This window comes from Ruegeria sp. YTSA226 (assembly GCF_059609905.1).
In genome coordinates this window covers 95,038-109,377 of the sequence record NZ_JBXWMQ010000005.1, presented here as the reverse complement: position 1 = coordinate 109,377, position 14,340 = coordinate 95,038, and the positions used below count along the sequence as shown (strand labels likewise).

The following is a 14,340-nucleotide window of genomic DNA, read 5'->3' as shown; positions in this document are numbered from 1 at the left end:
TCTGATGCCCGGTCCAATACCAAAGCGGGATTGTGGTGAAAACGAGGAGTTCGGTTTCAGTTTAACACAATTTTTTCTGGTCCGACCGCATGAACATCCGATGGGCAACACACATGAACAAAACGTCGCTGCCCATGATTTCAGCGCGGAAACAGCATGTGAGGGCAAGATGACCAAAACACCTGATATGACACGCAATCCTGCAAGTACCCGGCCCGATGCGGGTCAGCGGCAACAGATACGCAAGTGGATCGGCAACAAAATGCGTCGCTGGGTCGGGCGCGGTATCGCAGGCAGTCTAAGTTCGGCCTTGCTTGCCCTTCCTGCGTTGGCACAGGCCACGACCGAAGAACTGGACACCTTCCAATTCGCTGATGCGATTCCCGGCGTTAACAGCGCAAAGCTGCTGGCAAATGGCGATGTTCTCCTCAAATTGGAAGATGGGCGCACGATTTTGGTCTCGGCAGAGAATGTTCATATCCTGGATGGCGGCTCCATCATGATTGCCGAAGATGCGGCGGCGGAAATCGCGCAATTCGCACTGGCCGCCGAAGCCGGGGGAGCCGCAGCAGCCGCTGGCGGCGTTAGCGGCGCCGGTGCTGTTTTGGGGGGCCTTGGTCTGGCGGGTGCAGCCGCAGCAGGAGGAGGTGGTGGCGGTGGCGGTGGAGATGACGAGGCTCCGGCGCCCGCGCCGGATATCCAAAGCCTGAACCTTGCTGGTCTGCAAGCGAACGCATTGAACAGCGCCAGCGCAAACCTGATGGCACCGACCGGAACCACAACGGTCGAGGTGACAATCGGGTCACTGACCAAGACGGCAACGCCCAATCCAGATGGCAGTTGGAGTATTTCCCTTACGGCGGTTGAGGCGGCTAGCCTTCCTCAAGGTGTGACAACAGTCACCGTCCGCAACCTGGATGGAGCGGGTGAGGAAGTATCGGTCGAAACGGTAAGATTTGATGTGGACACTCTTCCACCGACGGTCAGCATTACGGGCTTTTCGGTCGGGGCCATTCTGAATGCCGCCGAGCAAGCGACTGATCTTACAATCTCGGGCACTTCTGACGCCGAGAGAGGTCAAACAGTAACGGTATCTGTAAACGGGCAGACTTATACTGGGACAGTGAATGGCGGCGGCCACTGGAGTGTTACCGTGCCAGCCACAGACCTGGCCGCCCTGCCTGACGGGGTGACCGTTTCAGTGACTGCCGATGTCGACGACCGCGCGGGTAATCCGGCGGTACAGACAAGCGCAAGCTTTGACACAGACTTTAGCGCTCCAACGATCACGCTTGATCCGGTCTCTGGCGGCTCGATCGGCCTGGGGGACATTAGCTCTGATCTGGTTGTGTCCGGGTCAACGTCCGCCACAGACGGTCAGACGGTCACTGTGACGTTCGATGGCCAAGCATATACCGGCACCGTGTCAGGCGGTACTTGGAGTGTCACCATACCCAGCGGCGACCTCGGCTCGCTTTCCACCGGAATTCCGGCCACGGTAAGTGTTGTCGTAGATGATGTGGCAGGAAACCCATCGGTACCGGTCACCGCCTCGGTTCCGGTCGATCTGACGGGACCCTCGGTGAATATCGCGCCATTGTCAGTTGGCGCGGTCATCAACGCTGCCGAAACCGCCTCCGACCTGACCATCAGTGGCACAACAGGAAATGTTCAGGACGGCCAGGTGGTGACAGTCACCCTGGATGGACAAACCTACACCGGTTCAGTCAGCGGCGGCAGTTGGAGCGTCACCGTCCCTGCAAGCGATCTTGCATCGCTGGCAGATGGGGGCGATTTCACGATCACGGCGGATGTGCTTGACACAGACGGCCTATCTGCACCGCAGGCAAGTGTCCCGCTTTCGAAAGATGCCACCGCGCCGACTGTAAGCATCGACAACTTTTCCGACGGCGCTGTCATGAATGCAGCCGAACAGGGCACTGATCTGACAATCTCTGGAACAACGAACGCTGAGGATGGTCAAACCGTAACCGTTTCCATGAATGGGCAGGACTACACCGCAACCGCCTCTGGCGGTACCTGGTCGGCGACCGTCCCGGCGATAGATCTTGCTGCCCTGTCCGATGCAGCAACCGTCAATGTTACCGCAGATGTCTCGGACGCGGCTGGAAACCCTGCCCTGCAGGCCATCGGCAGTTTCACAACCGATTTCACAGCCCCGGCGGTGTCTATCACCGGATTGTCGGATGGTGCTGTCATGAACGCAGCAGAACAGGGAACCGACCTTACGGTGTCCGGAACTTCTGCCGCGGCAGACGGCACGGTTGTGACTGTAGAAATCGTTCGGCAGGATGGCACAGTTGACGTCACCGGCACGGCGACCGTAACAGGCGGGTCCTGGACCTATACCGCCTCCGCCGGGGATTTGGCCGGACTTCAGGACAGCGAAACCTATGATGTGGAGGCATCTGTTTCGGATGCGGCTGGGAACGCCACAACGACATCAACCAGTTTTGACACCGACTTTACCGCACCATCGGTCACCATCGACCCTCTTTCGGTCGGGTCAGAGCTGGATGTATCCGAAAAAGATAGTGACCTGACAATCACCGGGACAACGGATGCCGCCGATGGGGAAACGGTGACGGTCACACTGAACGGGCAATCCTATACAGGCACCGCCTCAAGTGGCACCTGGTCAGCAACCGTTCCTTCCGGTGACTTGGGAGCATTGGCAGACAGCACAACCTTCCAGGTTTCAGCGACGGTTACGGATTCCGCCGGCAACATCTCTACCGCCGCCGCCACCCCGTTAACCACGGATTTCCGGCCTGTCCTGACAATCAATGACACCGGAACAAACGGTGCCGTTTCATTGAATGACGCCCAAAATTCAGGAGTCGTTGTCTCTGGCACGTCAATAGGCCTTGCCGCAGGCGAGGCTGTAGATGTGACGTTGAATTCCATGTCAGTCGGAACCGCTACGGTCAGTGCCGACGGAACCTGGACACTGTTGGTAAGTGTTGCGACCTTTGCATCAGTCGAGGCGGGGGATGATCTGGACTTTGGCGCAGAGGTATCTGTGGCAGGTGGCCCTGATCCTTTGCCAGTTACGGATGAAAACACGGCCCATGAACCTGCAGCCTATGTGATCACTGAAGCCGGACAAAGTGGATCAACAGTCACATTTGAAATCTACGCAGACCCTGATACGGATCTGTCCAGCGGTCTGGCGATCACAGCCGAACTGGGTTTCGATCCCTCAGTGGTGACGTTTGACACCGGATCAGATGTCGAGAATGGGGCATTCGATTTGTTCCTGACGAACCCGGTGAGTGGATCAGCCGTCAGTTTTGCTGGCGCGGCGACCACCTATTCCGACCTGTCCCAACCCATCGTCACATTCACGATGACAGTTCTAGATGCCTCTGAACCGATTGTTCTGACGTTGACGACTCCGGATGGTGGTCCATCGGTGCTGCAGATCGGGACGTCAGGCGACGACACATTGATTGCAACCAACATCGACAACGTCATTCGTGGCCAGGACGGCGATGACACAGTGGATGTCTCAGGTGCTGGTCGGGACATTGTCGTGTTCGAGCCGGACCCAACAGCAAATGGCGTTGATACGATCACTGGCTTCACGACTGGACCCGCGACTGACACCGCTGATGCGATCATGTTCAGTGGATTGGATGTCGACAGCCTGCGCGGAGACGGAACCGGTGTGGAAACGCTTTCAGTAGGGGATGCACTGGGTACGGACACCGGAGTGGTTGGTTTGACGACAGAGCTGAGCGATCTGACGGCTCAAACCATCGAGACCGCTGTTGAAAGCCTTACCGGCGCCGAAGCAGGTGACGAGATCTATGTCCTGGCTACGGATGGAACTGACAGTGTGCTAGTCAAGGTCGACTATTCCGCATCCGATGCGGCGACAGTCGAAACGGTGGCCCATTTCACCGGGTTGGATGACCTCAGCGGGCTTACTGCTGACAATATTCTGCATACCGATCCAACCGGGGCCAGTGCCTGACGCTCGACTACACTGCCACCCTGCACGGGTGGCAGTATTCTCGATATTCAAGAGGTTGCCATGGCACAGAATGGCCTAGTTCCAATCAATTTCAACCGTCACAGTCATCAGTATTGGAAGCGTTTCACATCTTATGACTTTGCAGCTGAACGCACCGAGAGCGTGATCGTGGAAGAAGAGGTGCTCCAGATTGCAGCCACTTTTCCGATTGTGTTTCGCAGGACCGGCCCAGAAATTGAACCGATTGCTGTATATTCACTTCTTGCTGGTGAACCCTCGCCATTTGTTTCAACAGAAGGGCGTTGGCTGGCCAGCTATATTCCGTCCGAACTGCGCAGCCACCCCTTTTCGTGCCGCCGAATGGATAACGGCAGCACCTTTCAGCTGGTGGTAGATGAAGGTTCAGGCCTGTTGACCGAAGAGTGCTCTGACAATCCCTTTTTTTCAACTCCGGATACGCTCGGCACTGAATTGAAAGAAGTTCAAAACTTCTTGAAAGCGCGCGCAACCTCTCAGATTAGAACAACCGAAATTTGCAAAATGATAGACGCCTTTGGGCTGTTTGAGCCCCTGAGCGGTAATTTGGAATTCGGCTCTGCACATAACTGGTTGCAAATCAACTCTGCACGCCTGGAACAGCTATCGGCAAAACGCAAATTGGAACTGGTCGAAACAAAAGGCTTACGCCTGATCTATGGCCATCAGGCTTCATTATCCAATCTCAGATGGCTTTTTCAGGCGCAAAAGCAGATTTCCCAGGCCGGTGCATCTGTAAAATACACCGAAAATTCAGAACTTACCGGTTTCATGAATGCATTCGCCCAAGCCCAAACCGATGACGTAATCTGGTCCTAATGAAGTGTGAATGACAAATGCCCACATGCGGTCGCTTTTTGAGTTTTCTGATTTCTGCTCTCTCTTTCAGCATAGTATCGGCCTGTACCCAACCACCTGACATTGCCGGTGTCGAGGCTTCTTTTTCAACCGGGGCCGTGGGTTTCCGCACACATGAACCATCTCAGAAACTAACCACCAGTTCCTTTGGCAAGCGCGTACGGCACGCTGTCGAGACCAGCCCCAACCTCGCGCGATCTATGTCCGCGCTGGATGTGGCGGTAGCCAATCACGACGCGGCAAAAGGGGCCTTTCTTCCGCAGGTTTCACTTGGAATCAACGCCAGATCCGAGCGGGTAGACTCGGACACAGCCGACGTGACCCCTTATCTGCGGATCTCACAGCTCGTTTATGACGGGGGGGCCGCATCCGGTGATTTGACTGCTGCAAAAGCACGGGTTTTTGAAAGTCGCGGCGGCCAGTTATCAACAGCCTCGGCAACCGCTCTGGCTGCGATTGAGGTCTATATAGTGGTCTTGGATTTACGGAAAATCCTGGATATTTCGGTGAAAAATGTGGAAGTCCACCAACAGCTCGTTCAACAAATTTCCGAGAGGGCTGCATTAGGCGCTGGTTCGAACGCCGATGTATTGACAGCGCGGTCGCGGATGGCCGATGCACGGACGCGACTGGCGGATGCAAAAGCCAGAGTGGACCTCGCCGATGCCCGTTTTCGTGAAGTTTTTGGCAGCCCGTCAGGTGATCTGCAACCCCCAATCAAAGCGCCGACGATCTCACAATCGGATCATAGTATCGTAACGGGAAGCCTGCAGATTCGACGTTCGGAAGCGGCCCTGCTTGCCGCCAAGGCAGAACGTGCTGCCGCTTTGGCACGCCGTCAACCCGGCGTGAATGTTTCGGCATTTGCGGATCGCGATGATAGCAATGACGCAAATTTCGGGGTCGACCTGTCCTTCAATTATGAGCTGGACTCTACTGGACAGCGCCGTGCCGCCATCACCGCGGCTGAAGCCAAAGTTCGCGAAGCGGAATTCGTTCATCAATCCCTAACGCGAGAAATACAAAGAGAGCTGGACACAATTCGCGCTGACCAAATTGCTGGAGCACAACGGCTTAGAGAGGCGCGAATAGCTGCGCAGGCGAATGCTGACAGTGTTGCAGCGGCGCGAGCGCAATTCACAATCGGACGACGCAGTCTGATCGAAATCCTTGACGCACAGCGCGACTATGTGAATGCACAGGAAAGACTTATCCTAGCCGAACAGAACTATTTCCTGACAGACTACGCAATCCTTAGTTTGACTGGTGACATCCTGGATCTCCTTGGCATTTCAATCAGTTCCGTTGAGGGTTCTCAATGAAACAATTGACACCTGCCTTCGCAACGCCCGAATTATCGTGCTTTGAAAAATGCCTGATGCACGCTGCGGCCCATCTTGACTGTCCAATCACTTTTGCCGGGATTCTCGCGGCCCAAACAGGCTCGAACGGAGAGCTTACAATCCGCGATTCATTGGAACTGGCACGGCGTGTTGGGATCCAGGCGGGATACGGAAGAAGGGCTTTGTCAGCTTTTGACAACACTTTGGTTCCTGCGTTGTTGATTCTTGAAGGGGGAAGATACGTTGTGTTTCATGGCCGAACCTCAATTGGTCGGGTTCTGATCTATGATCCAGAGGTTGGTTCGGAAATAGGTGAAATTCAGCAAACCGATCTATCAGATGTCTATACAGGGTTTGCGATCCTGCTGCGGCGCAATCACCGTGAGGATTTAGCTACGGGGTCCAGTTCTGCTTCGGGCCACTGGTTTTGGTCCGCTATGACGGCAAATCGTTGGTCTTACACTCAGGTTGCGCTTGCGGCGGCGTTGGCAAATCTACTTGGTCTATCTACCTCGGTCTTTATCATGGTCGTCTATGACCGTGTTTTGCCAAACGAAGCCACAGAATCTCTGATTGCTTTGACAGCAGGTGTTGGGATCGCGCTGCTTTTTGATTTCGTGCTCAAACTCCTGCGGGCAGGATTCATAGATCGGGCTGGCCAGAAAGCAGATATTTCGATGGGCCGTAGAGTCTTTGACCAGGTCCTCAACATTCGCATGAAGGCGCGCACAGGTTCGACAGGGGCCATGGCCAGCACCATTCGTGAATTTGAGACACTCCGTGAGTTTTTCACATCCGCCACCTTGGTGGCAGTCGTGGATCTACCCTTCATAGCATTGTTTATCTTTGTCATTTACTTGGTCGGTGGCCCGCTTGCACTTGTTCCAGCTCTGGCTGTGCCTGTCGTTTTGCTAGCAGGCATCATCGTGCAACCTATACTTTCTCGTCTTGCCGAGAAAAGCTTCATCGATGGTCAATCCAAGCAATCGGTTCTGGTCGAAACTGTATCCGGGTTGGAGACCATAAAAACGACAGCGGCGGCCCGGCCAATGAGGTCGCGGTGGGAGGCTGCCATACAGCTTCAGTCATCACATGGCGCGCGCAGCAGGGCAGTGACTCAATTTGCCTTGAATCTGACCGGATTTACCCAACAGGCCGCCCAGGTCCTTATCGTTTTCTACGGTGTTTTTCTTGTGATGGATGGTCAGGCAAGCATGGGCGCGCTTGTTGCTTCGGTCATGTTGACCGGGCGGGCTCTTGCGCCACTTGGGCAACTGGCACAGACCCTGACACGGGTTAATCAGGCCCGAAATGCCTATCAAAACCTTAATGCCTTAATGCAGGCCGACAGTGAACGCCCCGAAGGGCGGAGCTGGATCAGTCGCGATCGCTTTGAAGGGAGATTAACCTTCGAAAATATCCAGTTTGCTTATCCCGAAAAACACGACAACGTCTTGTCCGGTGTTTCATTCACCATCTCGCCCGGAGAGAAGGTTGCAATCCTTGGTCCGATCGGCTCGGGGAAAAGCACGGTCGCGCGGCTAATGCTTGGCTTGTACGATCCAGACGCCGGGTCTGTTCAATTGGATGGGGTCGATATCAGACAAATTGATCCAGGTGATTTGCGGCGCAATATCGGCTCTGTTCTGCAAGATATTTGGCTGTTTTCCGGGTCAATCCGCGACAATATCAAAAGCGGCGCAATCAGGCCAAGGGATGAGGACCTGATTTGGGCGGGGCAAGTCGCTGGGGTCGAGGATTTTGTCTCTCGCCATCCCGGAGGCTATGACCAAAATCTGGCAGAGCGCGGTGAGGGATTGTCAGGGGGACAACGGCAGGCCATCGCCTTGGCCAGAGCCTTGATTGGTAAACCTCCGGTTCTTCTTCTGGACGAGCCAACAAGTGCCATGGACGTCAAAACCGAAGCTGAGGTCATACAGCGGCTCAAAAAGGCGACCCCCGACACAACTATGCTGATCGTAACCCATCGAACCAGCCTATTGGAACTTGTCGATAGGGTTATCGTCATAGAGGGCGGCAAAGTACGGGTAGATGGACCAAAAAGCATACTGTCACAGCATTCCGGAAAGCAACGGAGGCATCTGAATGTCGCAGCATCATGACCTAGCCTCGCTTGCCCGGGAAATGCGAGGCGGGTCACCGGTCAGGAGTTCATTGCTTCTCTTGGTAATCCTGACTTTCTTGGCGGCTGCAGCGTTTTGGGCCCATTTCACTGAACTTGATGATGTCACCCGTGTAGAAGGCCGCATCGTGCCGTCGGCGGATGTTCAGATGATTGAAGCTACGGAGTCCGGCATTCTACAGTCATTGAATGTCCGAGAAGGCGAGGTTGTTGAAAAGGGGAAGTTGCTGATGGAGTTCGATACCACCCAAATCGACAGCAAGCTCAGCCAAGAGGAACAGCGTGCATATGGCTTGAGAGCCCGATCTCAGCGCCTGCAAGCTGAGATAGACGGGACCGAGCTGACATTTGATACGATCCTGGTCCAAGGTGCGCCGACTGTTGTTCAGTCTGAGACAGCTCTGTTTCAAGGCCGGCGATCAGAGTTGCAGGCAGAAATCTCAATTCTGATGAGCCAACGGGAACAACGGTTAAGAGAATACGAAGAAGGGCTTGTCGATACGGTGACCGCGTCCGAGACTTTGAAAGTTCTGGCCGAGGAACGGGCAATCATTACCCCCCTAGTAGAACAGCAGATGGAACCCGCCACGACACTATTGTCATTGCGACGCAGCGAGGCTGAGTGGCAAGGCCGCCGGACCAGGGCTGAAGCCGCTACCAACCGTCTGAAGACAGGATTGGAGGAAATTGATGATCGGGTTCGGGCGACACAAAGCAGGTTTCGAAGTGCGGCTTTGACCGAACTTGCATTGGCAACTGCGGAACTGGCTACTCTGGAACCATCACTGCCAGCCTTACGAAACAGAGCGGAACAGGCACAAATCAGGTCGCCGGTACGCGGCATCGTAAATCGCATTCACCGCACGACCATAGGCGGTATGGCACGGAGCGGTGAGGAACTGATCGAAATTGTACCGCTGGATGAGTCTTTGTTGGTCGAAGCCTATGTCCGCCCCGAAGACATCGCATTTCTGCACCCTGAACAGTTGGTTCGGATCAAGATTACTGCCTATGATTTTGCTCGATACGGGGCCTTGGACGGGCAAATTATCCGTATCGGGGCTGATACCGTGACGCGATCTGAGCGGGACGATGAAGAAGTTTTTGTCGTGGAAATCCGGACCAACCACTCGATGTTGGATGGGAACGGAGTAGCGGTTGAAATTATTCCCGGCATGATTGCCGAGGTGGATATTCTTACGGGCAAGAAAACCGTTTTGGACTACCTGCTGCAGCCGATTGTCAAAGTCAAAGATCAGGCTCTTCGTGAGTAGTAATTGACCGGGCCAACGCCCATTACTTCTCGATGCCGTTCAGAATCTATGTGGGGCCCCGCCCATTCGGACTGAGCTTAGGATCCCGGAAGCTTGAATTGCTGGTCAAACAGTTGGCGGAACGTCCCGTTATGTTCGATTAGCGCATCAAGGTTGCCTTGTTCGATAACTTCACCGTCTTGAACAACCATAATGGTATCTGCCTGAAGCACAGTTGAAAGCCGGTGTGCGATTACAATGGTTGTTACATTCTCGGTCAACTTGTCCAGCGCAGCCTTAACAAGCGCCTCAGATTCCGCATCCAAAGCACTGGTGGCTTCATCCAAAAGCAAAATCTCGGCATTGCGTAGAATTGCCCGCGCGATCGCCAGACGCTGTTTTTGACCTCCAGAAAGAAACGCGCCGTTTTCGCCTACCTGCGTATCGTACCCATTTGGCAGTTGTGAGATGAACACATCAGCATGGGCAGCCTTTGCGGCCTCAATCACCTCTTCATCGGTGGCACCAGGTCGCGCAAAACGAAGGTTCTCCATCACGGTTGTCGAGAACAGGAACGTGTCTTGGCCCACATAGGAGATCTTCCGGCGCAAAGAGGCAAAACTTACATCGACAAGGTTTTGGCCATCGATTTCGACCTTGCCCTGATCGGGATCATAAAACCGCATGATCAACCCAAAAATCGTGGACTTGCCACCACCGGACTGACCCACCAGAGCTGTCGTCTTGCCTGCCTCGAAGGTCAGGTTCATATCTCGGATTACTTTTTGCTCACCCTGATAGCCGAACGTCACGTTGTTTAGACGGATTTCACCCGGGCCGGATTTCAGCTTTTCAGGGTTCACGCTTTCGACCATCGGGTCTTCCTGATCGAGCAGCTCGAACATCATCCCCACTGGTACCAGGGCCGTTTCAATCACGACCCGCATTTTTGACAGGCGTTTGGCGGGTTCATAAGCCATCAAAAGGGCTGTGATGAATGACATCAGCTGACCTGCCGAAGTCGGTTCGCCGCCGGTAATATCAAGGGTACTGATGATCAGAACACCCGCAATCGCGACACCGGCCAGAAGCTCCATCAACGGGCTGGCAATCGACTGCAATCTGGAAATTGAGTTCGCCCGTTTTTCAACCGACCTGATCGCCCCATTCATACGGTCAGTCATGTTGTCTTCCAAAGCAAAGACCTTGATGACCCGAATGCCCGCAGATGTTTCCTGCAGAACCTTGATGATTTCAGACAGCGCCTTCATTTCTGACTGCATGATCGACCGCACACCTTTGAGGATGTAACGCACACTCAAAAGCGCAACGGGACCCACAAAGAAGAACAGAATTGACAGTACAGGTTCCTGGTAAATCATCACGAAGATGAGGCCGACCAATGTCAGGGCATCGCGCACGAAGCTGGTCACCATGACGTCGATAAGCCGACGCGCGGCCTGAGCGCCATGAGTTACGCGCATAAGAAGGTTGGACGATTCTGTTTCAGCAAAGAAACCAACACCGCGTTTCAGCAGCTTATTGTAAAGCCTTTCCTGTTGCACCGCGATGATCCGGTTGCCCGCACGCGCCAGAAAGATTGACTGGATATAAGAGGCGACAGCCTTACTCAAAAACAAGCCGACGACCGCTGCGGCAATCAGGTAGACTTGCGACTTCATCTCTGGCGTGGTCATCGCATTTACGATGTTCTCCATCATCCAGGCGGTTCCGGCCGTTGTTGCGGCGACAACGATCATCGCCAGCATGGCAACACCGTACAACCAACCCTGCTTCCGGAGACTTTCACTCAAAAGTCGACCGAGATGGCTGGATCGCCAGTTCGCTAAGGTCTCTTTGATCATTTTACGCTCCAAAACCTTTTCGAATTCGATATCTGATCACGTTTCAACCCAAGTTAGCCTTAGCCAAAGAACCGCGCGGTTGTGTTAGTTATGCCTGACTGTGCCGAGAATCCAGAGCCTGCCGACAGATTATCAACACGCGACCGACAATAACGGGGTGGCGACCGCAATATCTACGTTAGCGCCCCTACGTTCCGACAGCTTATGAGCCCGTTTCACACCGAATGCTAGGTGCACCCAGCTTCGTCATCATCATCGCCAGGCGACGTCGCCCAAAAAAATGTACCCTGCCCCATAGATGGTTTTAATCAATCGCGGGTTCTTGGGGTCCTCGCCCAGTTTTGTTCGCAATCGGGATATTCGCACGTCCATGGCCCGGTCAAAGCTGTCGCCCGCGCCTCCCCCGAGCGCCTCTTGCATCTGCGACCGGCTGATCAATCGTTTAGGACTATCTAGAAACAGACGTAACACCTCGGCCTCGGCGTGGCTGAACGGCGTTTCTGATCCGGAACCGTCTTCAAGAACATAGCGGTCGAAATACGCGGTCCAGCCGTTGAATTCTGCGATCTCTGACTGAGGCGCTGGTGCCCGCGATGATCGAAGCCGCGCCCGGATACGAGCGACCACTTCGGCTGGATCAAAGGGTTTGGTGATGTAATCATCCGCGCCAAGCTCCAATCCGGTGACACGATCCTGTACCTGTGCCCGCCCCGAAATAATGATGACTGCGGCACCTTGTTCCAAAGCCAGGCGATGAACAAGAGCCAAGCCGTCTGTGTCCGGCAAAGACAGGTCGACTAGACACACATCGGGCACCACTCTTTTCAACGATGCTTCAAATTCACGAGCACGGGAAAAACTTTGAGTGCGGAACCCCGCCTCTTCCAGTGTGTCGGTCAGGATACGACGTATCTCAGGCTCATCATCTAAGATGGTTACCAGCGGTTGGTTCATCATGCGGCCTCATTTCGGATTAAGGCAGTAAGCTGCGCTTGTGTGAACGGTTTGCGCAGAACTGGAGCCAAAGCCAGTGCCTGACGATGCAGCGGGTCGGAATAAGGCAGCGATGTCATTAGAATACACGGCAAGGCAGGGTTCACTTTCTGCAAAAGGTCAAGCCCCGTCTCTGGTCCTTCCAGCCGAATGTCGGACAATATCAATGCGATGTCTTCGATCTGGTTCACCAATGAAAGCGCCTCATCGGTTGAAGTCGCTTCAATCACGGTGAACCCCATCTCCACAAGCATATCACGGAAATTCCGACGAAGTTGGCTGCTGTCTTCAACCAACAGAACCAGCCCTTCCAGCGCAGGCGGCGCGGCGCGGTATGGTAACCGAAGAACCACCATGGCGCCGCTTGGTGTATTGCGCAGGCTCAGATTTCCGCCGGTCAATTTGACCGTATCGTAAACCATGGGCAAACCCAAACCCGATCCCTTGTCACCCTTTGTGGTGAAGAAAGGATTGAGTGCCTTGCCAAGCGCTTCTTCCGAAAAGCCCGGCCCTGTGTCCGAGACGGAAATCTCGACCCAGGTTCCACCAATCGTATGCGCGCTGATCGTGATCTGACCTGTTTCTCCGCAGGCATCTCGCGCATTCAGCACCAGATTCAGGATGGCGTCCTGCATCATCCCCTGATCCAGCATAAGTGCCACATCCGGCAATGTATTCACGACCGAAAGCCCCATGCCACGCGGCAGTGACGGCGTGGCGAGAATACGCAAATCCTCGAGCAGGGCACGCATATCCGTGGCTTTGGGTTGCGGCGTTCGGTTGCCGGTCATACCTGCTATGCGGTTCAGCAACTGCCCGCCGCGTTTAGCAGTCTGGCGCGTGGCGGCCACCAGCTTTTGTGCGCCTTCCGGCAGGTCCATTTTATCAAGCTTGGCCTGCATCCCCAATATAATTGTCAGCAAGTTTGAGAAATCATGCGCAAGACCGCTTGTCATTTGCGCCGCCATTTCCCGGCGACGTGTTTGTTGCAGGGCCACACGGGCTTGCGTTTCTTCAGTGATATCGACTGACATCACATATACACCGCCTTCGCTATCGGGCGTGAACGAAACACGGATTCGACGTGAATCCTGACCCTCTGTGAATTCAAATACCGTGGCTTCCCCGTCGTAGGCACGGTTCAGGTTCTGTTCGATCCGCGCAAATGCGGCCGGTCCCAAAGCGTCAGAAATATGCATCCCAAGAATCTCAGAGGGACGGCCGGGCAAAACCGAACTGAGCTTGCGATTGGAATAATCGTACCGCCCATCGGCATCCAGATGCGCAATATGCGCTGGCATCATTTCGGTTGTCATCCGGGTACGGGCTTCGATTTCGGTTAACTGACGTTTTGCCTCTTCCAAAGCCGAAATTGTCGACGCTAGCTTTCTGTTGGTCGCTGCCAATTCCTCGGCCCGGGTCAACAATTCGTCCGACAATTCTTCGGAACGCGCCCGCAATAGCGCTTCGGCCTGTTTGGTATCCGTGATGTCGGTATAGACCGTTACCCATCCGCCGTTGGGCAGCGGTGCACCCTCGACCGAGATCACCTGCCCATTCGCCCTGACGCGCTCAATATAGTGCGGTTCAAATGTGAGGGCTTGACTGACCCTATGTGCGACGATGTCCTCGACATCCTCATCATGGCCATACTCGCCGATGCTCGCCAGAAAATGTATTGTGTCACGGAACAACGCACCCGGCCGGACCAGATCATCCGGAAGGTCGAACATCACCTGAAAAGGCCGGTTGCAAAGCACCAGCCGCAACTGACTGTCGTAGATCGACAACGCCTGACCGATCAGATTCAGCCCAGCTGTCGTCATTGCCTTTATCTGGTTATCTGTGA

At 54.6% G+C, this 14,340-nt stretch carries 8 protein-coding genes; 5 read left to right on the top strand and 3 right to left on the bottom strand.

Going from position 1 to position 14,340, the window contains the following annotated elements; translation table 11 throughout:
* Window positions 1–169: 169 nt before the first annotated feature.
* The 5 genes from AC2FFF_RS09560 to AC2FFF_RS09540 all read left to right on the top strand — a co-directional run bounded on the left by AC2FFF_RS09560 (window position 170) and on the right by AC2FFF_RS09540 (window position 9,654).
* Complete coding sequence (locus AC2FFF_RS09560) at window positions 170–4,000, top strand: Ig-like domain-containing protein (protein WP_281972889.1); 3,831 nt, start codon at window positions 170–172, stop codon at window positions 3,998–4,000.
* A gap of 60 nt (window positions 4,001–4,060) precedes the next feature.
* Entirely contained in the window at window positions 4,061–4,855 is a 795-nt protein-coding gene (locus AC2FFF_RS09555) for a SapC family protein (RefSeq protein WP_142636409.1), read from the top strand.
* 137 nt (window positions 4,856–4,992) lie between these two features.
* Entirely contained in the window at window positions 4,993–6,216 is a 1,224-nt protein-coding gene (locus tag AC2FFF_RS09550) for a TolC family protein (RefSeq protein ID WP_496790982.1), read from the top strand.
* Complete coding sequence (locus AC2FFF_RS09545) at window positions 6,213–8,360, top strand: type I secretion system permease/ATPase (RefSeq protein WP_281995120.1); 2,148 nt, start codon at window positions 6,213–6,215, stop codon at window positions 8,358–8,360. The genes AC2FFF_RS09550 and AC2FFF_RS09545 overlap by 4 nt, the downstream gene beginning before the upstream one ends.
* Window positions 8,361–8,412: 52 nt before the next feature.
* Window positions 8,413–9,654, top strand: a complete 1,242-nt coding sequence (locus AC2FFF_RS09540; RefSeq protein ID WP_281972886.1) for an HlyD family type I secretion periplasmic adaptor subunit — start codon at window positions 8,413–8,415, stop codon at window positions 9,652–9,654.
* A 77-nt stretch (window positions 9,655–9,731) separates the two neighbouring features.
* Here the strand turns inward: AC2FFF_RS09540 and AC2FFF_RS09535 are convergent, their stop codons facing one another.
* From AC2FFF_RS09535 to AC2FFF_RS09525, 3 genes are all read right to left on the bottom strand, one after another.
* On the bottom strand, window positions 9,732–11,447 hold the full coding sequence (locus AC2FFF_RS09535; RefSeq protein ID WP_496790979.1) for an ABC transporter ATP-binding protein: 1,716 nt from the start codon (window positions 11,445–11,447) through the stop codon (window positions 9,732–9,734).
* Between the two features lie 303 nt (window positions 11,448–11,750).
* Complete coding sequence (locus AC2FFF_RS09530; RefSeq protein WP_142636417.1) at window positions 11,751–12,452, bottom strand: response regulator transcription factor; 702 nt, start codon at window positions 12,450–12,452, stop codon at window positions 11,751–11,753.
* Window positions 12,452–14,317: a PAS-domain containing protein gene (locus AC2FFF_RS09525; protein WP_281995123.1), complete on the bottom strand. Its 1,866-nt coding sequence runs from the start codon at window positions 14,315–14,317 to the stop codon at window positions 12,452–12,454. The genes AC2FFF_RS09530 and AC2FFF_RS09525 overlap by 1 nt, the downstream gene beginning before the upstream one ends.
* Window positions 14,318–14,340 lie beyond the last annotated feature (23 nt).